At 69.3% G+C, this 22,556-nt stretch carries 25 protein-coding genes, 1 pseudogene and 1 riboswitch; of the genes and pseudogenes, 15 read left to right on the top strand and 11 right to left on the bottom strand.

The features are described 5' to 3' along the window. Positions 1-35: 35 nt before the first annotated feature. The gene (locus ACQP2E_RS29150; protein WP_433826145.1) at positions 36-1,049 is read left to right on the top strand and encodes a GGDEF domain-containing response regulator; all 1,014 of its coding nucleotides are present in this window, start codon (positions 36-38) and stop codon (positions 1,047-1,049) included. Here the strand turns inward: ACQP2E_RS29150 and ACQP2E_RS29145 are convergent. Further along, on the bottom strand, positions 1,001-1,693 hold the full coding sequence (locus ACQP2E_RS29145) for a lysophospholipid acyltransferase family protein (protein WP_433826144.1): 693 nt from the start codon (positions 1,691-1,693) through the stop codon (positions 1,001-1,003). The genes ACQP2E_RS29150 and ACQP2E_RS29145 overlap by 49 nt on opposite strands. Further along, entirely contained in the window at positions 1,690-2,265 is a 576-nt protein-coding gene (locus ACQP2E_RS29140; RefSeq protein ID WP_433826143.1) for a TetR/AcrR family transcriptional regulator, read from the bottom strand. The genes ACQP2E_RS29145 and ACQP2E_RS29140 overlap by 4 nt, the downstream gene beginning before the upstream one ends. A gap of 159 nt (positions 2,266-2,424) precedes the next feature. Continuing rightward, positions 2,425-2,599: riboswitch (FMN riboswitch) on the top strand. A 128-nt stretch (positions 2,600-2,727) separates the two neighbouring features. Here ACQP2E_RS29140 and ribD point away from each other — a divergent pair. From ribD to ribH, 4 genes are read left to right on the top strand one after another with little or no spacing between them, the layout of a single operon-like run. Continuing rightward, positions 2,728-3,783 carry a bifunctional diaminohydroxyphosphoribosylaminopyrimidine deaminase/5-amino-6-(5-phosphoribosylamino)uracil reductase RibD gene (gene ribD, locus ACQP2E_RS29135; protein WP_433826142.1) on the top strand — a complete coding sequence of 352 codons (1,056 nt, stop codon included), beginning with the start codon at positions 2,728-2,730 and terminating at the stop codon, positions 3,781-3,783. After that, positions 3,784-4,386, top strand: coding sequence for a riboflavin synthase (locus ACQP2E_RS29130; RefSeq protein ID WP_433826141.1), 603 nt, complete (start codon positions 3,784-3,786; stop codon positions 4,384-4,386). After that, the gene (locus tag ACQP2E_RS29125) at positions 4,379-5,587 is read left to right on the top strand and encodes a bifunctional 3,4-dihydroxy-2-butanone-4-phosphate synthase/GTP cyclohydrolase II (protein ID WP_433826140.1); all 1,209 of its coding nucleotides are present in this window, start codon (positions 4,379-4,381) and stop codon (positions 5,585-5,587) included. Before ACQP2E_RS29130 ends, ACQP2E_RS29125 begins: the two co-directional genes overlap by 8 nt. Positions 5,588-5,635: 48 nt before the next feature. Further along, positions 5,636-6,127 carry a 6,7-dimethyl-8-ribityllumazine synthase gene (gene ribH / locus ACQP2E_RS29120; protein ID WP_111654472.1) on the top strand — a complete coding sequence of 164 codons (492 nt, stop codon included), beginning with the start codon at positions 5,636-5,638 and terminating at the stop codon, positions 6,125-6,127. A gap of 18 nt (positions 6,128-6,145) precedes the next feature. On the opposite strand, the gene ACQP2E_RS29115 is transcribed toward ribH, so the two are convergent. The 3 genes from ACQP2E_RS29115 to ACQP2E_RS29105 are packed head-to-tail and all read right to left on the bottom strand — an operon-like array spanning position 6,146 to position 8,599. Further along, positions 6,146-6,886, bottom strand: a complete 741-nt coding sequence (locus ACQP2E_RS29115; RefSeq protein ID WP_433826139.1) for an amino acid ABC transporter ATP-binding protein — start codon at positions 6,884-6,886, stop codon at positions 6,146-6,148. Position 6,887: 1 nt separating this feature from the next. Next, positions 6,888-7,727: an amino acid ABC transporter permease gene (locus ACQP2E_RS29110; RefSeq protein WP_433826138.1), complete on the bottom strand. Its 840-nt coding sequence runs from the start codon at positions 7,725-7,727 to the stop codon at positions 6,888-6,890. Then, positions 7,724-8,599, bottom strand: coding sequence for an ABC transporter substrate-binding protein (locus tag ACQP2E_RS29105; protein WP_433826137.1), 876 nt, complete (start codon positions 8,597-8,599; stop codon positions 7,724-7,726). The genes ACQP2E_RS29110 and ACQP2E_RS29105 overlap by 4 nt, the downstream gene beginning before the upstream one ends. 78 nt (positions 8,600-8,677) lie before the next feature. Between ACQP2E_RS29105 and ACQP2E_RS29100 the strand changes: the two genes are divergently transcribed. The 9 genes from ACQP2E_RS29100 to pheT all read left to right on the top strand — a co-directional run bounded on the left by ACQP2E_RS29100 (position 8,678) and on the right by pheT (position 16,474). Further along, a complete protein-coding gene (locus ACQP2E_RS29100; RefSeq protein WP_111654468.1) occupies positions 8,678-8,941 on the top strand; it encodes a phosphoribosyl-ATP diphosphatase in 264 nt (87 codons plus the stop codon). 44 nt (positions 8,942-8,985) lie between these two features. After that, on the top strand, positions 8,986-9,828 hold the full coding sequence (gene hisG, locus ACQP2E_RS29095) for an ATP phosphoribosyltransferase (protein ID WP_433826136.1): 843 nt from the start codon (positions 8,986-8,988) through the stop codon (positions 9,826-9,828). Then, on the top strand, positions 9,828-10,274 hold the full coding sequence (locus ACQP2E_RS29090; RefSeq protein WP_433826135.1) for a PH domain-containing protein: 447 nt from the start codon (positions 9,828-9,830) through the stop codon (positions 10,272-10,274). Before hisG ends, ACQP2E_RS29090 begins: the two co-directional genes overlap by 1 nt. Before the next feature lie 360 nt (positions 10,275-10,634). Then, a complete protein-coding gene (infC, locus tag ACQP2E_RS29085) occupies positions 10,635-11,246 on the top strand; it encodes a translation initiation factor IF-3 (protein WP_433826134.1) in 612 nt (203 codons plus the stop codon). Between the two features lie 59 nt (positions 11,247-11,305). Further along, positions 11,306-11,500, top strand: a complete 195-nt coding sequence (rpmI, locus tag ACQP2E_RS29080) for a 50S ribosomal protein L35 (RefSeq protein ID WP_014446292.1) — start codon at positions 11,306-11,308, stop codon at positions 11,498-11,500. Between the two features lie 37 nt (positions 11,501-11,537). Then, positions 11,538-11,930, top strand: a complete 393-nt coding sequence (rplT, locus tag ACQP2E_RS29075) for a 50S ribosomal protein L20 (RefSeq protein WP_433826133.1) — start codon at positions 11,538-11,540, stop codon at positions 11,928-11,930. A gap of 72 nt (positions 11,931-12,002) precedes the next feature. Then, positions 12,003-12,776 (top strand): TrmH family RNA methyltransferase, encoded by a 774-nt coding sequence (locus ACQP2E_RS29070; RefSeq protein ID WP_433826132.1) that lies wholly within the window; start codon positions 12,003-12,005, stop codon positions 12,774-12,776. Between the two features lie 154 nt (positions 12,777-12,930). Next, positions 12,931-13,992 (top strand): phenylalanine--tRNA ligase subunit alpha, encoded by a 1,062-nt coding sequence (locus tag ACQP2E_RS29065; protein WP_433826131.1) that lies wholly within the window; start codon positions 12,931-12,933, stop codon positions 13,990-13,992. A gap of 4 nt (positions 13,993-13,996) precedes the next feature. After that, positions 13,997-16,474 carry a phenylalanine--tRNA ligase subunit beta gene (gene pheT, locus ACQP2E_RS29060; protein ID WP_433826130.1) on the top strand — a complete coding sequence of 826 codons (2,478 nt, stop codon included), beginning with the start codon at positions 13,997-13,999 and terminating at the stop codon, positions 16,472-16,474. 76 nt (positions 16,475-16,550) lie between these two features. On the opposite strand, the gene ACQP2E_RS29055 is transcribed toward pheT, so the two are convergent. After that, positions 16,551-17,948 (bottom strand): M20/M25/M40 family metallo-hydrolase, encoded by a 1,398-nt coding sequence (locus tag ACQP2E_RS29055; protein ID WP_433826129.1) that lies wholly within the window; start codon positions 17,946-17,948, stop codon positions 16,551-16,553. A gap of 56 nt (positions 17,949-18,004) precedes the next feature. On the opposite strand from ACQP2E_RS29055, the pseudogene ACQP2E_RS29050 reads away from it, so the two are divergent. After that, positions 18,005-18,103 (top strand): annotated as a pseudogene (locus ACQP2E_RS29050) (IS5/IS1182 family transposase); the annotation flags it as partial. Between the two features lie 281 nt (positions 18,104-18,384). Here ACQP2E_RS29050 and ACQP2E_RS29045 read toward each other — a convergent pair. From ACQP2E_RS29045 to ACQP2E_RS29025, 5 genes are read right to left on the bottom strand one after another with little or no spacing between them, the layout of a single operon-like run. Further along, positions 18,385-19,707, bottom strand: a complete 1,323-nt coding sequence (locus ACQP2E_RS29045; protein WP_433826128.1) for an MFS transporter — start codon at positions 19,705-19,707, stop codon at positions 18,385-18,387. 50 nt (positions 19,708-19,757) lie between these two features. After that, positions 19,758-20,513, bottom strand: coding sequence for an SAM hydrolase/SAM-dependent halogenase family protein (locus tag ACQP2E_RS29040; protein WP_433826127.1), 756 nt, complete (start codon positions 20,511-20,513; stop codon positions 19,758-19,760). 10 nt (positions 20,514-20,523) lie between these two features. Continuing rightward, positions 20,524-20,805, bottom strand: a complete 282-nt coding sequence (locus tag ACQP2E_RS29035; RefSeq protein ID WP_433826126.1) for a hypothetical protein — start codon at positions 20,803-20,805, stop codon at positions 20,524-20,526. A gap of 17 nt (positions 20,806-20,822) precedes the next feature. Continuing rightward, complete coding sequence (locus ACQP2E_RS29030; RefSeq protein WP_433826125.1) at positions 20,823-21,569, bottom strand: SDR family oxidoreductase; 747 nt, start codon at positions 21,567-21,569, stop codon at positions 20,823-20,825. 34 nt (positions 21,570-21,603) lie between these two features. Next, positions 21,604-22,353 (bottom strand): GNAT family N-acetyltransferase, encoded by a 750-nt coding sequence (locus ACQP2E_RS29025; protein WP_433826124.1) that lies wholly within the window; start codon positions 22,351-22,353, stop codon positions 21,604-21,606. Positions 22,354-22,556 lie beyond the last annotated feature (203 nt).

Raw genomic sequence — 22,556 nt, 5'->3', positions numbered from 1 at the left:
AACCACTGTCCCCCGGCGCTGTCCAGGAAGGTGCGATGAGTGCGGCTGAGTCCCGCCCCGAGATCGATCCGGAGCTGGAACTGGAATCCGAGGAGGGTCCCGACCTGATCCTGGTGGTCGACGACGACCAGGACATCGCCAGCTTCGTCGAGTTCAACCTGAAGGTGCACGGCTTCGACGTGGTCCGGGCCAAGGACGGCCAGGAAGCGCTCGAGGTCATGGAGACGCACCGGCCGGGTCTCGCCGTGGTCGACTGGATGATGCCCCGGATGGACGGGGTCGAGCTGATCCGCCGGATCCGGGCCGAGCCGCTCACCTCGGCGCTGCCGGTGATCATGCTGACCGCGAAGAGCATGACCGTGGACAAGGTGGTCGGCCTCACCGCCGGCGCCGACGACTACCTGGTCAAGCCGTTCGACACGGCCGAGCTGATCGCCCGGGTCTCCACCACCCTGCGCCGGCACAAGGACGCCCGTGAGGTGTCGCCGCTGACTGGCCTGCCGGGCAACGCGCGGGTCCGCCGGGAGATCGGCGAGCGGATGCGTAACGGCGGCGACTACTCGGTGGGTTACATTGACATTGATCGCTTCAAGAGCGTGAACGACGTCTACGGCTTCGACCGGGGCGACGACTTCATCATCGCGCTGGCACGCAGCCTCCAGCGGGCCAGCGCGAAAACCGGCCCGCCGTCCATCTTCATGGGCCACATCGGCGGCGACGACTTCGTCTTCATCTGTACGCCGGACCAGGTCCTGCCGCTGACCAAGCGCACCGTCACCGACTTCGAGCGGGTGGCCGACCGCCTCTACGAACCGATCGACGCCCAGCGCGGTTTCATCGAGGTGCCGGACCGGCGCGGCAACAAGCAGAAAGCCGCCCTGGTCACGCTCTCGATCGGGGTGGCGCAGGCGACCTCGGAAGGCCGCCGGTTCGCCGATCCCCGGGTGGTCATCGCGGTCGCCTCGGAGATGAAGAAGGTCGCGAAATCCCAGCCGGGCTCCTACGTCGCGATCGACCGCCGCCGCAGTGACGCCGAGGAAGGCGCGTAAGCCGGCACGTACTCCTGGCCGGTCATGGCCTGGATCCTCACCATCAGCTCGTCGGTCAGAGCGCGGGCCTCACGCGCGGTCCCGGCACGTCCGGCCACCTCCAGCGCCGGTCCGAACGTGATCGAGATCGGTCTCCGTTTCGGGCGCAGGATGTCGGCCGGTCGTGCCTCACGGGTCCCGAGGATGCCGACCGGGACGATCGGGACACCGGCCTGGGCGGCGAGGCGGACCGCGCCGGTGCGGCCCCGATAGAGGCGGCCGTCGGGGGAGCGGGTGCCTTCCGGGAAGACCGCGACCAGCCCGCCGGCGCGCAGGATCGGCACCGCCGCGTCGAACGCGGTGAGCACGGCCCGCCCGCCGGCCCGCTCCACCGGGATGGCGCCCATGCCGGTGACCGCGTGCCGGGTGAGCCAGCCACGCGGCCCGGTCGCCCGGAAATATTCGGCCTTCGCCCAGAACGCGATGTGCCGCGGCACCGTCACCCCGAGAAAGAGCTGGTCACCCACGGTCTGATGGTTCGGGCAGAGAATCGCGCCGCCGTCCGGGATGTGGTCCAGCCCGGCGACCTGCGGTCGCCAGACGCGGCGCAAGGTGCTGCCGACGGTCGCGTTCGTGAGGACATAAAGAGCGGGGGTACGCGTCATCGCACGCCTCCCATGTGTGCGGTGATCACGGCCTCGAGCAGGGGTTCCGGGCCGGGCAGTCCGGTGGCGAGCGGGAGACTGCCCCAGTTCCACAGCTGGACCACCCCGTGCAGCCCGGCCCAGAGTGCCCCGGCGGTCACCTCCGGCGGCGCGTCGGCCGGCTTGGCTTCGGTGACCAGGTCCACGAGCAGGCCGAACAGTGGCATGCTGGTGCCGCGGAGGCCCAGGTGGCCGCTCTCCAGCAGGTCGTGGCGGAACATCAGCTCGAACATGCCGCGCTCCTCGGTGGCGAACCTGGCGTACACCCCGGCGAGCAGCAGCACCCGGGCGCGCGGATCGGCCGGAGCGCCGGCGAGGGCGGTGGCGACCCGGGTGGCGAGGTCGGCGAACCCCGCCCGGGCGATCGTCGAGAGCAGTTGCAGATGGGTGGGGAAGTGCCGCCGGGGTGCGCCGTGCGAGACGCCGGCGCGGCGGGCGATCTCTCGCAAGGAGAGCGCTGCCGAGCCCTCGGCGCGGACCAGGTCGATGCCGGCTCGCACCAGCCGCTCCCGTAATCCGTGGTCAGACTCCATAGACAATGTCTACCAGGCGATCGTAGACATTGTCTACTCCTGCTAAATTGGTAGGAAAGGTGGGGTCGGCGAATGTTCCCGATCAGCACGTGATGTGAGGTAGCTCGCTGGCCAGGTGGCAAATTCGCTATTGCGTGCAAGACTCTGACTTGACCCACCACGCGCTGGCGGGACTCGGTGAAATTCCGAACCGGCGGTGATCCGAGGCGAAAGCTTCGGTAAGCCCGCGACCCGGATGTCGATCCAAAGACATCCGGTGGACCTGGTGAGACTCCAGGGCCGACGGTGATCAGGCGAAAGCCTGGTCAGACAGTCCGGATGGGAGACAGCGCGCGGAATCGGTGAGTCGTGCCCTTGCGGCCTCGACTCGACCGGGGTGCGCGAAGCGTACCCTTGTGCCCGATTCCCGGCGTTTCCCGCATCCTCGGCGCGCGTGTCCGTACCGCGCGAGAGGAATGCCCGATGGTGACCGAGGACGAGGCGATGCGCCGCGCGATCGCGCTTGCCTCCCGTGGCCTCGGCACGACCAGCCCCAACCCGGTCGTCGGTTGCCTGCTTCTCTCCGCGTCCGGCGAGGTCGTCGGTGAGGGCTTCCATGTGTACGCGGGCGGCCCGCACGCCGAGATCGTCGCCCTCGCGCAGGCCGGCGAGCTGGCCCGGGGCGGGACCTGCGTCGTCTCGCTCGAACCGTGCAACCACACCGGGCGTACCGGTCCGTGCTCGGAAGCGCTGATCACCGCCGGTGTGCGGCGCGTGGTGATCGCGGTGGACGACCCCAACCCGGTCGCCTCCGGCGGCGCCGCCACGATGCGGGCAGCGGGCATCGAAGTGCTCACCGGGGTCCGCCGCGAGGAGGCCGAGCTCGGCAACGTCGCCTGGCTGACCGCGGTGCGCCGCGGCCGGCCGTACGTGACCTGGAAGTTCGCCGCGACGCTTGACGGCCGCTCGGCCGCCGCCGACGGCACCAGCCAGTGGATCTCCTCGGCCGAGTCCCGGGCCGACGTGCACGTGTTGCGCAGCACTGTCGACGCGATCGTGGCCGGTGTCGGCACCGTGGTCGCCGACGACCCTCAGCTCACCGTGCGTGATCTGCGCGACGGCACCTTGGCGATCAAGCAGCCTTTGCGTGTGGTGGTCGACTCCTCCGGGCGTACCCCGGAAAACGCCCGCGTGCGGGACGCCGCCGCACCCACCTGGATCGTCACCGCGGCCGCGGCCGGAAGTGGCCCTCGGGGCCGGGTGGATCTGAGCCGGATGCTCACCGAGCTGTACGCGCGCGACGTGCGCAATGTGCTGCTGGAAGGCGGCCCGACGCTTGCCGGAGCTTTTCTGGAGGCCGGACTTGTCGATCGGGTCATCGGATACATCGCGCCCAAACTGCTCGGCGACGGCCGGGCTGCCCTGATCGACGCCGGTGTCGGCACCATCACCGACGCCGTCGAGCTGGAGTTCACCGAGATCACGCAGATCGGCGGCGACCTGCGCTTCACCGCGTTGCTGCGCCCAAAGGAGAGCTGAATGTTCACCGGAATCGTCGAAGAGCTAGGCGAGATCGTCCGTCTTACCGGCGGCGAGGGGGGCGACTCGGCGGTCATCGCCGTGCGCGGCCCGCTGGTCACGTCCGACGCGGGGCACGGCGACTCGATCGCGGTGAACGGCGTCTGTCTCACCGTCATCGACAACGAGGGCGGGATCTTCACTGCCGACGTGATGGGCGAGACGCTGCGCCGCAGCTCGCTGGGTGCCCTCCAGGTCGGCAGCCAGGTCAACCTGGAGCGGGCCGCCGCGCTGAACAGCCGCCTCGGCGGCCACCTGGTGCAGGGTCACGTGGACGGCGTCGCGCGGATCATCGCCCGCGAGCCGGCCGACCAGTGGGAGGTGGTGCGTTTCTCACTGCCTGCCGAACTGGCGAAGTACGTGGTTCACAAAGGCTCGATCACCGTCGACGGCGTCTCGCTGACGGTCATGGAGGTCACCGCGGACAGCTTCGCGGTCGGGATGATCCCGGCCACCTCGAAGCTCACCGTGCTGGGCAGCAAGGCCATCGGCGATCCGGTCAACCTCGAGGTCGACGTGATCGCGAAGTACGTCGAGAAGATGCTGGGGAGCCGCAATGTTTGAGAGCATTGAGCAAGCGATCGCGGACATCGCGGCCGGCAAGCCGGTGATCGTGGTGGACGACGAGGACCGGGAGAACGAGGGCGACCTGATCTTCGCGGCCGAGCACGCCACGCCGGAACTGGTCGCGTTCATGGTCCGCTACACGTCGGGTTACGTCTGCGTGGCGATCCCGGAGGCGGAGGCCGACCGCCTCGACCTGCCGCCGATGGTGGAGCACAACCAGGACTCCTACAAGACTGCGTACGCCGTCACGGTGGACGCGCGGGTGGGCGGCACCACCGGCATCTCCGCCGCTGACCGTGCCCGGACGATCCGGCTGCTGGCCTCCGCCGAGACCCAGCCGAACGACCTCTCCCGCCCGGGGCACATCGTCCCGCTGCGGGCCAAGCCGGGTGGCGTGCTGCGCCGGCCGGGCCACACCGAGGCGTCGGTCGACCTCGCGGTGCTGGCCGGGGCGCGGGCCGCGGGCGTGCTCTGCGAGATGGTGAACGACGACGGCACCATGCAGCGCCGCCCCGACCTGGAGAAGTTCGCCGCCGAGCACAACCTCACGGTGGTCACCATCGCCGAGCTGGTGGCGTACCTGAGCCTGCGCAAGGGCCGTCAGGTGGAGCGGGTGGTGGAGACCAAGCTCCCGACTGAGCACGGCGACTTCGTCGCGGTCGGTTACCGCACCGAGGCGGACAACGGTGAGCACGTGGCGCTGGTCTTCGGCGAGATCGGCGACGGCGAGGACGTGCTGGTCCGGGTGCATTCCGAGTGCCTCACCGGCGACGTCTTCGGCTCGAAGCGGTGCGACTGCGGCCCGCAGCTGGACGCGGCCCTGGAACGGGTCGCGGCGGCCGGTCGTGGCGTGGTGCTCTACATGCGCGGCCACGAGGGACGCGGGATCGGGCTGTTGCACAAGCTTCAGGCGTACCAGCTACAGGATCGAGGGCTGGACACGGTCGACGCGAACCTGGAGCTCGGGCTGCCGGCTGACGCGCGCGATTACGGCACCGGCGCGCAGATCCTCGCCGAGCTGGGCATCCGTTCGATGCGCCTGCTCACCAACAACCCGGCGAAGCGGGCCGGCCTGGAGGGTTACGGCCTGCGCGTCACCGGCCGTGAGTCGCTGCCGGTCCGGCTGCACCCGGAGAACGTGCACTACCTGCGGACGAAGCGCGACCGCATGGGGCACCTGTTCGAGGCATTGGGCTGATCTGGTTCCCGGGTAAGGGAAGATTGAACGGAAAAAGGGGGACTTATCATGGCTGGCTTTGGTGATCCGCATACGGAACCCGTCGACGCCGCCGGGTTGTCGATCGGCATCGTCGGCTCCCGCTGGCACAACGACCTGGTCGAGCACATGATCGAGCGCGCCAAGTCGGCAGCCGAGGCGTGCGGGGTGACCGACGTGGGCGTCTTCCGGGTCGCCGGCTCGGTCGAGCTGCCGGTGGTGGCCCAGGCGCTGGCCCGCAAGTACGACGCGGTGGTCGCTCTCGGGGTCGTGATCAAGGGCGAGACCCAGCACTTCGAGTACGTCTGCGACGCGGTCACCAGCGGTCTGACCCGGGTGGCGCTCGACGAGGGCACGCCGGTGGCGCACGGCGTGCTCACCGTGCAGAGCCTCGGCCAGGCCCGCGACCGTGCGGGCCTGGAGGACTCGATCGAGGACAAGGGCTGGCAGGCCACGGTGGCCGTGCTCGACGCGGCACTTACCCTCCGCGAGATCGGCAAACCGGGGATCTTCAACCGGTAACGGCTGGTCAGATCCTGGTCAGAGCCGTCCGGCTTCGATGATCCGCGCCAGGAACTGGCGCGTACGTGCCTCAGCCGGGTCGCCCAGCACCTGCTCGGGCGGCCCGGCTTCGAGGACCTTGCCGCCGTCGAGGAACGCCACCCGGTCCGCGACCTGCTTGGCGAAACCCATCTCGTGGGTGGCCAGCACCATCGTCATGCCCTCGCCCTTGAGATCACGGATCATCGTGAGCACCTCGCCGACCAGCTCCGGGTCGAGCGCCGAGGTCACCTCGTCGAGCAGCAGCAGCCGGGGGTTGTTCACCAGCGCACGCACGATCGCTACGCGCTGCTGCTGCCCACCGGAGAGCCGGTCCGGGTACGCCGAGGCCTTCGCCGCCAGGCCGACCCGGTCGAGCCAGGTCATCGCCTGTTCCTTCGCCTCGGCCGCGGGGCGCTTGTGCACCCGTACCGGCGCCAGGGTGATGTTGTCCAGCACGGTCATGTGCGGGAACAGGTTGTAGGACTGGAAGACCAGCCCGATCCGCTGGCGTACCTCGTCGGGGTTCGCCCGCGGGTCGGTGATCTCGTCGCCGTCGACCGTGATCGTGCCGTCGTCGATCTGCTCCAGCAGGTTGACACAGCGCAGCAGCGTCGACTTGCCCGAGCCGGAGGCACCGATCAGGGCGACCACCTCGTGCTCGGCCACGTCCAGCGTGAGCCCGTCGAGGATCACGTGATCGCCGAACGACTTCCGGACATCCACGCAGGAAAGCACCACGTCAGGACCCCGCGTTCTGGCGGCGGGCCGCTCGCAGCGTCACCCAGTCGGTGACCCCGATGAGCGGCAGGGCGAGCAGGACGAAGAGAACCCCGGCGACGATGTACGGGGTGAAGTTGGCGTCCTGTGCGACACCGATCTGTGCCGCCCGGATCGCGTCGATCGGACCGGCCAGCGAGATCAGGCCGACGTCCTTCTGGAGTGCCACGGTGTCGTTGAGCAGCGGCGGGGCGACCCGGCGTACCGCCTGCGGCAGGACCACGTGGCGCATCGCCTGGCGGTAACTGAGCCCGAGCGAGCGGGCCGCCGCGATCTGGCTCGGATGCACCGACTCGATGCCGGCCCGGAACACCTCGGCCAGATAGGCGCCGTACGTCACGATGATCGCGGCCGCGCCGAGGACCAGCACGTCCGGAGTGCCCTGCAGCCGCAGCCCGGGGATGCCGAACGCGTACAGATAGATCACGATGATCAGCGGCAGCCCGCGGAACGAGTACGTGTACGTGGTGGCCAGCGCGCGTACCGGGAAGAAAACCGGGCCGCGCAGCGTACGCAGGACCGCGACCACCAGGCCGAGGGTGAGCGCCAGCGCGGCGCAGACCACGAGCAGCCGGATGTTGAGCCAGAGCCCGACGAGGATCTCGGGCAGGTATTCCACCGCCGCTTCGGGATCGAAGAACGAGGTCTTGACCCGTTCCCAGCCGGGGGCGCCGGTGATCCCGACGGCGAGCAGGGTGCCGACCACGGCTGTGGACAGGGCCGCGAGCAGCACGGAACGGACCGCCTTCCGGCGGCGGTAGGCGATCCGTTCCCGTTGCTTGGTGCTTGGTGCGTGTGTCACGAGAGTTCGGGCGCTCCGGCGGTGTCGGCGAGCCAGGTCTTCTCCAGTACAGCGAGAGTTCCGTCCTGGCGCAGCTGATCGACCGCCTTGCTGACACAACCGGTCAGCGCCGAGCCCTTGTCCAGCACGATGCCGAACTGCTCGGGCACGCCGACCTGGGGCAGCTGGCCGACGATCAGGCCGTCGGTGAGCTCCGCCCCGGTCATGTAGAACGCGGTCGGCAGGTCGACGACGAGGCCGTCGATGGTGCCGTTCTCCAGCGCCGCTTTCGCGTCGTCGTTGTTGTTGTAGACCGACGGCTGCGCGTCCGGCTTGATCAGGTCGGTGACGGCCTGGTAGCTGGTCGTGCCGACCTGGGCGCCGAGTTTCGCGCCCTTGAGATCGGCGATCGACGTGGCACCGGCGATCTTCGAGCCCTTGGTGGCGATCACGGTCTGCCGCACGAGGTAGTACGGCGACGAGAAGTCGACGGCCTGCTTGCGCTCGTCGGTGATGGAGAACTGGTTGATGTCGATGTCGAAGGCCTTCGGGCCCGGGGCGATCGCGTTGTTGAACGTCACCGACGTCCACACCACGTTGGCGGCCGGGTATCCGAGACGGTCGGCGACGGCGTACGCGACGGCGGACTCGTAGCCCTTGCCGTTGGCCGGCTTGTTGTCACTGAACCATGGCTCGTACGCCGGGTTGTCGGTGCCGATCGTCAGCTTGCCTGGCGTCTCGGTGGCGAGGCTGCCGGGCGCGCAGTTGTCCGCCGAGGAGGACGACGCGGTCGCGGTGGGGGAGGAGTCTTCCTCCACGGGAGAGCAGGCGGTGACGGCGGCGAAGAGGAGCGCCACGCCGCCGAGCGCAGCGGGGGTGTATCGGCTGACCATGCCGGGCAGCTTAGAAGACGTCCCAGTGGCTGGGGGCGTTCGTCGTCAAGACGTGATGAGCTGCCACAATCGTTTCCCGTGAAGACGTTCGAAGAACTGTTTGCCGAGTTGCAAAGCAAGGCGGCGGAACAGACCCCCGGTTCGAGCACTGTCGCGGCGCTCGAACGCGGAGTCCACTTCATCGGCAAGAAGGTCGTCGAGGAAGCCGCCGAGTCCTGGATGGCGGCCGAGCACGAGGGGCCGGAGCGGGCTGCCGAGGAGATCTCCCAGCTGCTCTACCAGGCACAGGTGCTGATGATCGCCACCGGACTCGAGCTCAAGGACGTTTACCGACATCTCTGACGCGCGTCCCTGACCCGTTGACAGAGATCGAAGGAGCACGTCCGATGCTGCGCATCGCCATTCCGAACAAGGGCACCCTGTCCGCACCGGCGTCACAGATGTTGCGGGACGCCGGGTACCGCCAGCGCACCGACCCCAAAGATCTGCTCTGCCGTGACGAAGCCAACAACGTCGAGTTCTTCTACCTCCGTCCGAAGGACATCGCCACGTACGTGGGCTCCGGCGACCTCGATCTCGGCATCACCGGCCGGGACCTGCTCGTCGACTCCGGCGTCCCGGCGGCCGAGCTGCTCGACCTGAACTTCGGCAAGGCCACGTTCCGCTGGGCCGCACCGGCCGGCGCGCTCACCAGCACCGCCGAGATCGGTGGCCGGCGGATCGCCACGGCGTACCCCGGCGTGGTCGGCCGATACCTGGCCGAGAACGAGGTGAAGGCGGACGTCGTACGCCTGGACGGCGCGGTCGAGAACGCGGTCCGCCTCGGTGTGGCCGACCTGATCGCGGACGTCGTCGAGACCGGCGCGACGCTGCGGCAGGCCGGGCTGGTGACCATCGGCGACCCGATCATGCAATCCTCGGCCATCCTGATCGGCCGCGAGGAGCAGGTGCCGGCCGGCGCCGCCCAGCTGCTGCGGCGCCTGCAGGGTGTGCTGGTGGCACGTAGTTACGTGATGCTGGCCTACGACGTCCGTGCCGATCTGCTGGAGCAGGCGACCGGGCTGACACCGGGCATCGAGTCGCCGACGGTCTCGCCGTTGCACCGGGAGGGCTGGGTCGCCGTTCAGGCGATGGTCCAGCGGGCTGAGGTGCACCGGATCATGGACGAGCTGTACGAGCTCGGCGCCCGCGCCATCCTTGTCACCGACATCGCGAATTGCAGGTTGTGATGACCGCGGTTGTCTACCGGCCGAAGAAGATCCGGGTGGTGGCGATTCCGGCGGCGATCGCCGTGGCGGTGCTGTTCACCGTGCTGAGCTTCGGCCTGCACGGCAACGCCGGGTTCGAGAACTCGCGGGCCAGCTTCCAGCGCGGCGACCAGGCCGCGATGATCGGGCTGGGCATCCTGCTCGGTCTCGGCATCCTGACGTTCTGCCGGCCGCGGGTCACCGCCGATGAACAGGGCGTGCGCGTGCGCAACGTGGTGGGCGGTTACGACCTGCCGTGGGACGTGGTGCGTGCGGTCCGCTTCGACCGGAACTCGCCCTGGGCGCAGCTGGAGCTGCACGACGACGAGCAGGTCTCGGTGCACGCGTTGCAGGCGGTCGACAAGGACTACGCGGTGGAGGGTGTGCGTACCCTCAGGTCCTTGCACTCGGCGGCCACTCAAGCCTGACCAGCTGGGGGTTCCTCTTTCGCACCTGGTAGACTTCCCGCAGTCGACCACGCTGTGCCTTGAGCACGGCGCGAAAGAGGAGCCCGCTAGGTTCCCACCCGAGTCACTTCGGTGGCTGGGTCCGGTCACCCGTTCAGAGTTTTGCTCTGTTCAGGGGAGCGTCCTTCCGGACGCCGATGACCGGTCGAGCGGGCCCCGTCATGTGCTTTTCACAGCACTGTCGGGGTCTTCTGCTTTCCTGGCGTCCCGCCACCATCGGGACACTCGGGGCCGACCGCCATTGGCATCATTCGTAACGCACAAGGCGTTATGGATGAGAGAACAACGTTCTGAGGAGGCCCCATCAGCGTCGAACCACGCGTGAACGAACAGATCCGGGCTCGTGAGGTCCGCCTGGTCGGTCCGGAGGGCGAGCAGGTCGGCATCGTGCCGCTCGAGCGCGCACTCCAGCTGGCTGCGGATGTCGACCTGGACCTGGTCGAGGTTGCTCCGATGGCGCGGCCGCCGGTGTGCAAGCTCATGGACTTCGGCAAGTTCAAGTACGAGAGCGCACTCAAGGCTCGCGAAGCGCGGCGCAACCAGCAGCAGACCGTCATCAAGGAAATGAAGCTTCGGCCGAAGATCGACCCGCACGACTACGCGACCAAAAAGGGTCACGTGGTGCGGTTCCTCAAGGCGGGCGACAAGGTCAAGGTGACGATCATGTTCCGTGGTCGTGAGCAGAGCCGCCCCGAGTTGGGCTTCCGGCTTCTTCGCCGGCTCAGCGAGGAGATCGCCGAGCTCGGCTTCGTCGAGTCCAGCCCGAAGCAGGACGGCCGAAACATGATCATGGTCCTGGCCCCGCACCGGGCCACCAAGGTCGCAGCGGCCGCCACGGCCGCCGCCAGCGCGCGCCCGCCGCGGGAGCCGCGCGAGGGTGACGCCGAGGCCACCGAGGCTGTCGAAGCCCCGGTCGAAACCGCCGTAGAGTAGTCAGCTTTTCCCCGTGTTCCCCCCCCGGTTCGCGGGGAAAGATCAGAAAGAGGCGTTCAGTGCCGAAGATGAAGAGCCACACCGGCATGGGCAAGCGCGTGAAGGTGACCGGCAAGGGCAAGCTCGTCACCGAGCAGGCCGGCAAGCGCCACCTGCTGGAGCACAAGTCCTCCCGCGTCACCCGCCGGATGACCGGCACGGTCACCGTGGCCAAGGCCGACACCAAGCGAGTGAACAAGCTTCTGGGCCGCTGACGCGAGCCTGACCAGTTTCCCTAAGGAGTAACTAGAAATGGCACGCGTCAAGCGGGCGGTAAACGCCCAGAAGAAGCGCCGTACCCTGCTCGAGACTGCGAGTGGCTACCGCGGCCAGCGCTCGCGCCTGTACCGCAAGGCCAAGGAGCAGGTGCTGCACTCGATGCAGTACTCGTACCGCGACCGCCGTGACCGCAAGGGCGACTTCCGCCAGCTGTGGATCACGCGCATCAACGCGGCCGCTCGCGCCAACGGCATGACCTACAACCGCCTGATCCAGGGTCTGAAGCTGGCCGAGATCGAGGTGGACCGCAAGATCCTCGCGGAGCTCGCGGTCAACGACGCTGTCGCGTTCGCCGGCATCGTCGAGATCGCTCGCGCGGCTGTCGCTGCCGAGGGCACCGGCGGCGCTGCCGCTCAGGCTGCCTGATATCGCGTAGCACTTTTTCGATGCGCCTCCCGATTCGTCGGGAGGCGCTCGTCGTTTCTACGGAGACCAGGGATGTTCACACCTCGTACCCCTCGGATCGTCACGGCCCGGCGCCTGCAGCGCCGTAAGGATCGCGACCAGACCGGCCGATTCCTCGCCGAAGGGCCGCAGGCCGTTCGCGAGGCCCTCGTGGCCGGCGCCGTGCTGGAGCTGTTCGGCACCGGTCCCGCGCTGAGCCGGTACGCCGACCTGGCCGCCCAGGCGCCCGAGGTCTCGCCGGTGACCGACGAGGCGCTCGCCGCGCTGACCGAGACGGTGAGCCCGCAGGGTCTCGTCGCGGTCTGCGAGCAGAGTGACGTGCCGATCGCCGAGGCGCTCGCCAAGCAGCCCCGGCTGGTCGCGGTGGTCGCGGAGATCCGCGACCCGGGTAACGCCGGGACCGTGCTGCGCACGGCCGACGCGGCGGGCGCCAGCGCGGTGATCTTCGCCGGCGACGCCGTCGATCCCTACAACGGCAAGTGCGTACGCGCCTCGGCCGGCTCGCTGTTCCACGTGGACGTCGTCCGTTCCCCGTTGTCCGTGGTCGAGCTGCTGCAGGACAGCGGGCTCCAGGTGCTCGCCACCAGCGGCACCGGTGAGGACGACGTGGACTCGCTGCTCGACGGCGGTCAGCTGGCCGCCCCGACGGCGTGGCTGTTCGGCTCGGAGGCGCACGGCCTCTCCGCCGATCTGCTGAAGAGCGCCGACCGGCGGGTGCGGGTGCCGATCTACGGCGAGGCGGAGAGCCTGAACCTCGCCGCGGCCGCCGCCGTCTGTTTATATGCCTCGGCCCGCGCACAGCGCTGACGGTAAGCTGGGACGCATGTCAGGTCGTCTTCTGTTTATGCAGCCCGCTGGTCGCGGGCGCCAGATCTGACTTTCTGCGCTCCCTCTGACCGGCGGGCTGCGGCCACGCCGCGCCTCCGTAGACTGCCTTCGGCAAATTCGTGTGAGGGAGACCATGTCCTACCGCAACGATCCGTACGACCCGAAGCAGGCTGTCCTGCTGTCGCCCGAGTCTCTTGAGGGCGCGGTCGTGGACGCTGAGAAGGCGTTCGCCTCGGCCGCCGACCTCGACGCGCTCGGCGCTCTGAAGCCCGCTCACCTCGGCGACCGCTCGCCGGTGTCCCTCGCTCGCCGGGAGATCGGCTCGCTGCCGCCGGCCGCGAAATCCGACGCCGGCAAGCGGGTCAACGTGGCCCGCCAGGCCGTGCAGGCGGCTTTCGACGCCCGCGCCGCCGAGCTCGAGGCCGACCAGGCCGCCCGGGTCCTCGTCGAGGAGCGCGTCGACGTCACTCTGCCGTGGACCCGCCGCCCGCGCGGCGCCCGGCACCCGTTGACCACCCTCATGGAGCACATGGGTGACGTGTTCATCGGCATGGGTTACGACATCGTCGACGGCCCTCAGCTGGAGCTCGAGTGGGCCAACTTCGACGCGCTCAACATCGGACCGGACAACCCGGTACGCGGTTCCGCCGACACGTTCTTCGTGGACCTTCCCGGCCTGGTGATGCGGACGCACACCTCACCCGGCCAGGTGCGGACCATGCTCGACCGGCAGCCTCCGATCTATGTGGTCAGCCCCGGCCGGGCGTACCGGACCGACGAACTGGACGCCACCCACAGCCCGGTCTTCCACCAGATCGAGGGGCTGGTGATCGACGAGGGCATCACGATGGCCCACCTGCGCGGCACGCTCGACCACTTCGCCAAGGCGATGTTCGGCCCGGACGCGAAAACTCGCTGGCGGCCGCACTACTTCCCGTTCACCGAGCCGTCGGCGGAGTTCGACGTCTGGTTCGCGCAGCACCGCGACGGCCCGCGCTGGGTCGAGTGGGGTGGCTGCGGCATGGTCAACCCGCGGGTGCTCACCGCCTGCGGCATCGACCCGGTCCGCTACAGCGGGTTCGCGTTCGGCATGGGTGTCGAGCGGACCCTGATGTTCCGCAACGGCGTCAGCGACATGCGCGACATGGTCGAGGGCGACGTGCGGTTCACCACGAACTTCGGAATGGAGTCCTGAAGCGATGAAGACGTCACTGTCGTGGCTGCGCGAGTACGTCGAGCTGCCCGCCGGGATCACGGCTTCGGAGCTGGACACCGCGCTGACCAGCCTGGGCATGGAGGTCGAGGGCATCGTCGACCAGGCCGCCACGGTCACCGGTGACCTGGTCGTCGGCCGGGTGCTCACCATCGAGGAGCTGACCGGTTTCAAGAAGCCGATCCGCTTCACCACTGTCGACGTCGGCCGGGACGCGCCGCAGGAGATCGTCTGCGGTGCCCGCAACTTCGCCGAGGGTGACCTCGTCGTGGTCATCCTGCCCGGTGGCGAGCTGCCGGGCGGATTCAAGATCGGCGCGCGGAAGACGTACGGGCGCAACTCGAACGGCATGATCTGCTCGGCCGCGGAGCTGGGGTTGTCCGGGGACCACTCGGGCATCGTCGTGCTGCCTGCCGGCTCTCCCGCTCCCGGCACCGACGCCCGGCCGGTGGTCGGGCTGGACGAGGTGCTGATCGAGGTCGAGATCACGCCGGACCGTGGTTACGAGATGAGCGTGCGAGGGATCGCGCGGGAGCTGGCCACGCATTTCGGCGTGCGTTATGTCGATCCGGCGGGTCGTGACGCTCCGGGTGGAACTGCCGACGTGCCCCACGAGATCGTGGTGGAGGACACCGTCGGCTGTGACCGTTTCGCTGCCCGCGTGGTGCGCGGCATCGACCCGGACGCGCCCTCCCCGGAGTGGATGCAGCGCCGCCTCGTCGCGGCCGGCATCCGCACCATCTCGCTGCCCGTCGACATCACCAACTACCTGATGATCGAACTCGGTCAGCCGATGCACGTCTTCGATCTGAACCGGCTCAAGGGCGGCCTCGTCGTGCGCCGTGCCCACCCGGGCGAGAAGCTGACCACCCTCGACGGTGTGGCCCGCGTTCTCGACGCCGAGGACATGGTGATCTGCGACGAGACCGGTCCGATCTCGCTCGCCGCCGTGATGGGCGGCGAGACCAGCGAGTGGCAGCAGGGCACTGTCGACGTGCTCCTGGAAGCCGCGCACTGGGACCCGATCATGGTCGGGCGTACCGCGCGGCGGCACAAACTGTTCAGTGAGGCCGCCAAGCGCTGGGAACGGGGTGTCGACCCGCAGCTGCCGCTGGTGGCACTCCAGCGGGCCGTGGAGATCCTGACGGAGCACGCCGGTGGAACCGTGGACGAGCGGATCCTCGACATCGATCACGTGGTGCCGCCGGCTCCGGTCTCGCTGCCGGTCTCGCTGCCTTCCAAGATCGTTGGACTGGATTTCTCCGCGGAGAGGATCGCTGACCTGCTGACCCGGGTCGGTTGCGCCGTGACCGGCACGGATCCTCTCCACGTCGTCCCGCCGACCTGGCGTCCCGACCTGCTCGCCCCGATCGACCTGGTCGAGGAGGTGGCCCGGCTCGGCGGTTACAACGACATCCCGAGCGTGCTGCCGCCGGCCGGCAGCAGCAACGGTCTCACCCCGGCGCAGCGCCAGCGTCGCTCGATCGGCCGCGCCCTGGCCGAGAACGGGTACGTCGAGGTGCTGTCCTACCCGTTCGTCGCGCCCGGCACGGCCGACGCTCTCGGGCTTGCCGTCGACGATCCCCGGCGCAGCGCGGTCCGGCTCACCAACCCGCTGTCCGAGGAGGAGCCGCTGCTGCGTACGTCGCTGCTCGCGCCCCTGCTCGGCATCCTCAAGCGGAACCTGGGCCGTGGCCGTCGTGACGTGGCGCTCTTCGAGACCGGCACGGTCTTCCTGCCGCACCTCGCCGCGACCGCGCCTCCGGCCCTCGGCGTCGACCGTCGTCCCACTCTCGATGAGTGGGCCGCCGCAAACGAGATCGTCCCTGAGCAGCCGTGGCACCTCGCCGTGGTGCTGACCGGCGACCTCGACCCGGCCGGCTGGTGGGGCGAAGGACGCGCGGCCGGGTGGGCGGACGCCATCGAGGCGGCGCGCGTCGCGGTCGCGGCCGCGGGCCTTCTCGCTTCGCGGATTTCGGTACGCGCGGCAGAGCAGGCGCCGTGGCACCCCGGCCGATGCGCCGCGATCCTGGTCGACGACATCGTGATCGGATACGCGGGCGAGCTGCACCCCTCGGTCGTGGCGGCGTTCGAGCTGCCGAAGCGGACGTCAGCCGCCGAGATCAACCTGGACGCGCTGCCGGCCGCCCCGGTGATCGACGCACCGCGGATCTCCACGTTCCCGGCCGCGCTGATCGACGTGGCGCTGGTGCTGGACCGTGCGGTCCCGGCCGGCGACGTGCAGGCCGCTCTCGCCGAGGGCGCGGGCGAGCTGCTCGAATCGGTCGCGCTCTTCGATGTGTACGAGTCGGAGCAGCTCGGCTCCGGGAAGCGTTCGCTGGCCTACAAGCTGACGTTCCGCGCCCCGGACCGGACGCTGACGTCGGAGGAGACCATCGCGGCCCGGGACGCCGCCGTGGCAGTGACCGCGTCCCGTTTCGGAGCGGTGCTGCGCGGCGCCTGAACCCTGGCCAGTCCCGATCTTGTTGAGTTCACCCGCACCGTTTCTGGTGAACTCGACAAGATCGGGGTGACAAGGCTCAGCTGGACGGCAGCGGCGCGGCCGCCGGGCTGCGGTTTCCCGCCGTGTCCACCGCGCGGACGCCGAAGAAGACGTTGTCCTTGGACAGGTCGATGGTGACCGCGGCGACCTTTCCGACCGCGATCACGTGCTCCCAGCCGGTAGCCGTCGTCTCCCGCCACAGCACCTCGTAACCGGCCAGGTCCGGCTCGGCGCCGAGCTGCCAGCGCAGCGTGGTCTCGTTGGTCAGCTGGGTGGTGTCGATGACGACGCCGCGCGGAGTGCCCGGCGCCTGCGCGAGCGACCACAGGGTGGCGGCGTTGACCCGGGCCACCCGGGCGATGTATCCGAAGTCGCAGAACTCCACCAGGTCGCCGTACTGAACACCGTCCTCGACCCGGACGTCCTGATGCTCGTGCGCGAAGTTCTCCCGCGGCTCGGTGAAGCGGGCCGCCGGGTATCCGCGGAGCAGGAACGAGATGTGGTCGCTGCCGCGCAGGTACCGGTCGCGGCGCCAGACGACGCGCACGTCCATGTCGTCAGGCTCGACCTCTTTGACGAATCGGCCCAGTTGCCGCGACGGCCCGTCGTTCTCACCGCCCACACTGCGCCGGATGTTGGCCTGCGCTGCCGTCTCCGAGGTGGGCACCCCCTCGACGAAGAGCCGGACCGACCGTTTCTGTGGACGCGTGCCGTCGTGGGCGTCGCCGGTGCCGACGATGTCATTGCTGAACATGGCCTGGACGTCGGCGCCGGCATCCTTGTAACGCTGTGCCATGTGGTCGGAGCCGTAGAGGCCCTGCTCCTCGCCGGCGACCGCCGCGAAGACCAGGGTGGCCTCGGGTTTGCGGGTGGCGAGAACCCGGGCCAATTCCATGATCACCGCGACTCCGGACGCGTCGTCGTCGGCGCCCGGCGCGTCGCTCACCGCGTCCATCACGTCGGTGGCCCGGGAGTCGTAGTGGCCGGTCACCACGTAGATCCGCTCCGGCGTGACACTGCCCCGCAGCGTGGCGATCACGTTGGTGATCGTGGTGGGTGCCGGGATGCGCGGCGAGACGGGCTGCACGAAGGACTGCAGCTCCACCGTCATCCGCCCCTCGGACGTGGCGGCGTAGTCCTGGAGCCGCTCGAATATCCAGTCCCGGGCGGCGCCGATTCCGCGTACCGGATCGGTCTGTGATGAAAGGGTGTGCCGCGTGCCGAAGGCAGCGAGCCGGCGCACTGTCGCCTCGATCCGCTTCGGATCGATCTCGCGAAGGATCGACCGGAGGTCGGCCGAGGGAGTGCGCGGCCGGGGACCGGCCTGCGCCACTTGCGGCGCGGTGAGAGACCCGGCGGCCGAGGCGGCCGCGGCGGCCGCTGTCGCTGCGGAGAGGGAGAGAACGGTACGACGGGTCGAGCGTGCTCCATCCATAGGCCACAGTCTATGCGTGACGAGGCGGCGGCGTCGCCGTGTCGGCGGCAGACGGTGAAGCGCTGGGTCGCTCGCGCGGCGGGCTGAGCATCAAGATCCATCTGGCGGTCGACGGATGCGGCAGGCCACTGTCGGTGCTGCTCACTGCCGGTCACAGTGGTGGCAACCCCACAGGTCTACCGGCAGAGAAACGGCGTGGAACGCTGCTTCAACCGGTTCAACAATGGCGAGCCCTTGCCACCCGATACGCCGGATGAGCAGCCATCTATGGGTCATCGTTGCTGTTCATCGCCGATTGGGTCTGGCTCGGGTGATCGGCAGGGCTGCGCCGCTGTCCGGGCTGCGCCGCTGTCTGGGTCGTGTCGTGATCCGGGTCGGGTCGTGATCTGGGGTGCGCCGGGACGCGCATGCTCGGGGTGGCCCGGCTCGGCGGGGGCTAGCCGGTGGCCGGGACGGTCTCCGGGGACGTGGGCTGGCGGGCGGATCGGCGTACCAGAAGGAACTCGGCGCAGACCAGGAGCAGCATCGCGGTGCTCACCGCCAGCAGGAACACCGCGAACGCGCGCAACCCCGCACCCTGATGAGCGAAGGCCGCCGCTGCCACGAGCGCGCCCAGATAGGTGAACGTCCGCAGCAACCCCGCCGCCGCGCCGATCCGGGCGGGATCTGCCTGGTGGTAGACCGCCTTTTGATTGACCAGGTTGTTGATGCCCTGCGGAAGTCCGCAAGCAGCGGCGATCAGCACCAGAATCCAGACCGCCGTCGACGAGCCGATCGGCAGGAGCAGGGCGCAGGCCGCGATCTGGGTGAGCGCGCCGACAAGCAGGATCAGGCGGAAACGATGCGATCGGCCGGTCAGCGCCGACCCGCCGATCGCCACCAGCGACATCGGAAACAGGACCAGGCCGGCCACCGACGGGCTCAGGCCCCGGCCGGCCTGCAGCCACTGGGTGAATCCGTACAGGAACGCGTAGGTGATCGTCTGCGCCATCAGCGTGCGCAGGTACGTCCGGACCAGCGGGCCGTTGCCGCCGAAGACCCGCAGGTCGATGAAGGGTTCGGCAGTCCGCAGCTGATGCGTCACGAAAGCCGCGCCGGCGATCAGGGTGAGCGCGAGGAACCAGTACCGGCCCATCAGCGCCAGCATGAGCGACGTCAGTGTGGCGGCGAACAGCACCGTGCCGAGATAGTCGAAGCGGGGTCCGGAGACTCGGGCCGTGTGAGGCAGCCGGAGAGCGCCGAGGATCAGGCACACGGCGGCGAGCGGGATGTTGACGGCGAACACGGTACGCCAGCCGCCTGCCGCGATCAGCAGGCCGCCGATCGTCGGGCCGATCACCACGATGGTCTGTGCGGCCACCGTGAGCAGGGTGAGTACCGAGCCGGGCCGTTCGGTACGGGCGTGTTTCAGCAGGTACATGGCGGCCGGGTAGCCGGCGCAGGTCCCGATGCCGAGGATGATCCGGGCAACGACCAGCACGGCCAGCGACGGCGCGAGCGTGCCGATCAGCCCGGCGACGCCGACCATCGCCGAGCCGATGAGGTAGAGGTTGCGCGGGCCGTACCGGTCGACCAGCCGGCCGACCACGGGCTGGCCGGTCGCTGTCGCCAGGTACAGCGAGGAGACCAGCCAGGACGTCTCGGCCGGCAGGGCGTCGAAGGCGATCCCGATCGGCACCAGGGCCACCGCGATCATCGACGAGTTCACCGGGTTGAGGGCGGCGCCGAGGACCAGCGGGGCGATCAGCCGACGATTCATGCGCGAAACTATGGAAACGATGTTTCCATAAGAAGCGAGAATAACCGAGATCACATGATCTCGACCGGGGTTCCCGCCGGTGGGTTGCCGAAGATCCTGGCCGCGCTCCCGCCGCGGGACAGCAGTTCGTAGAAGACCCGGCCGTTCCACCCCGAGCTGCCCGGTGCGAACGACATCGCGCCGGCCGGCACCTCGAAGACCCCGTCGCTCACGGTCGCCGAGGATTCCCGGTCGCCGACGCGTACCCGAACCTGCGTCCCGGCAGGCGCCGGCGCCGAGTCCCAGGTGGTCTTGATGTTGCCGTACCCGTCGGTGTACGCCACCGCCTGCTTCGGCGGCGGGCCGACCGGCAGCACGTCACCCAGAGGGTTGAGCGAGCCGGTCGCCAGGTCGGCGAGCGCGGCCGGGAACACGTCCCGGGAGCGGAATTGGGATCCGTGGTCGGCCACGTCCACGGCGCGGATTGGCACACCCTCCGCGGCCAGGAAGGAGAGGCTGGCGCCGGAGTTCACCCCGACAACAAGGACGCCCGAGTCGAGCCGGGCGGCGGCGAGCCGTTCGCCGGCGTTGCCGGCCCGGGGCTCGTCGCGGTCCTGCCGGGGAGCGACGTTCGCGTAGATGATCCGGTCGGCCGGGCCCTCGCCGAACGCCAGCTGTGCCACGCAGAACCCGGCGGAGATCGTGTCGAACGCCGGCACCGGCACCGTGACGACCTCGGCCGTGGGCAGCAGGGTGGCGAGTCGCTGGCGGACCTCGGCGAAGGCGAGATCTCCGGAGCCGTAGTCGGCGACGACGGTAAGGAGCATGACCCGAAGGTTACTCCGATTTAGCACCCTTTGCCCGGAGTAGCCGACGAGCGTCCGGACGGTCCTCGGTGTCCACCCGTGCGCAGCCCGAGGAGACCAGCTCCCAGTCACCGCCGGACAGCGCCGCGTCGAGCCGGGATCGGACCAGGTCGACCTGGTCCGGAGCGGCAGCGAACAGAATCCGCAGCCGGTCACCGTCCAGCCTGGTGACGACGTCGTGCCCGTCCAGCACGGCGCCGATCGACGCCGGTGCCGGACTCAAGACCGCCTGATGTGCGTAGACCTGCCGCATGACCGCAACGGTAGCTCTCAGTCGATGGTGTGCCCGCCGTTGACCGTGATCCGCTCGCCGGTCACGAAGCGGGCGGCGTCCGAGCAGACGAACGCGACCACGTCCGCCACGTCCTGTGGGGTGCCGATCCGGCCGAGTGGGACGTCGGCGACGTACCCGCGTGTGTCATCGGGCGACAACGGCCCGTGCCTCTCGACCGGGATCCAGCCCGGCGCCACCACGTTGACCGTCACGCCGTGCACGCCCAGCTCACGCGCCCACGTCCGGGCCAGCCCGATCTGCGCGCCCTTGGCCGCGTTGTATGCCGACGCCCCCGGGATGGCCCGCTCGAACGAATCCGAACCGATGTGGACGAACCGCCCGGTCCCCAGCGAACGCATCCCCGGCAGCGCGGCGGCCAGCAGCAGCGTCGGGCTCTTTACGAAGAACTCGAGCTGGTCCAGATGATCACGCCAGGAGACCAGCTCAGCCGGTGCGGACGGCTGCGGTCCGGTCGCGTTGGCCACGACCGCCTGTACCGGGCCGAGCCGGTCGGAGGCTTCGGCCACGAGGTCGCGTACCCCTGCCTCGTCGGTGATGTCGGCTCGCAGAGCCGCGGCCTGACCGCCTGCCGCGAGGATCTCCGAGGCGATGCGCTCGGCGCCGCCGGCGTCCGAGCGATAGTTGATCGCGACCGGCCATCCGTCGGCGGCGAGCCGGCGCGCGATATGCGCGCCGAGGCCACGCGACGCTCCGGTGACGAGGGCGCTTCCCAGAATCGGCACGACCGGAAAGGTACAGCGCCCCCGCCATCAACCACTAGAGCGAGATATAGAGACGCTTGCCCGCCGGACGGAAGCCGATCCGCTCGTAGACCCGCCACGAGTCCTCGCCGTCAGCCTCCAGCCAGGCGATCTCGGCGCCGCGTTCGAAGAGCAGCCGGGCGACACCGGCAGTGATCGCGCCACCGAGACCGAGCCGCCGGAACGCCTCGCGAACCGCAATGCCGCCGACCTCACTCAGCCCGTCCTGCGGCGCCGAAGCCTGCCCGCCACCTGCCCAGACACTATCCAAGGTGCGCGCCACGAGAGCGATTCCGCCACGCTCCTGAGAGCGCCGCACTCCGGCGATCGCCGACTCGGTCGCCTGCGGCGCCTCACCGAACGCCTCCATCTGCGCGGAGATCATCCCGGCCCGCTCACGGTCCGTGCCCGGTTCTTCAAGGACAAATCCCGAGGGTACGCGGGAAAGCACGAGCGTCTCGGGTGTGCAGATCAAATATTCGTGCCGTGCCTCGACGGTGAATCCCGCTGACCGTAAAAGATCCTCGAGTTCCGGCGCGGCGCTGATCACGTATTCGAGCCGGGGTTTGCGGCCGGCCTGCTCGAACGTCTCGACCAGGGCGGCCACGTCGGCGGCCGTGATTGTCACGCCGGGCTGCGGCGTCGCGTAGTTGACGGAGGTACTTGCGGTGTCCGGGTCGAGGCCTGCGACGAAGGGGCCGATCTCGACCGGCTTCGGGCGGGTACGGAGGTTGGACACGACAGAGCGCTGGATGCGCAGATCCATGATGGGAGTGACCTTTTCGAAAGAAGTGAAGACGTCTGCGGGTACGTAGGACCACCGCGGACAGGTGGAACCGTCAGCGGCGGCCGCTCGGCCGGGTGGCGATCACAGGCTTCACTCTTTCGAACACTCGACTATCAATGGACGAGCGCGGCTCTCCGCGCTCGCCCGGTGAGGCTTTCACGGCGCTCTCGGTCAGCGCAAGT

Source organism: Actinoplanes sp. CA-015351, assembly GCF_050955685.1.
Classification (GTDB): domain Bacteria; phylum Actinomycetota; class Actinomycetes; order Mycobacteriales; family Micromonosporaceae; genus Actinoplanes.
The sequence above is the reverse complement of the archived record's forward strand: the minus strand, read 5'-3'. Positions and strand labels throughout refer to the sequence as shown.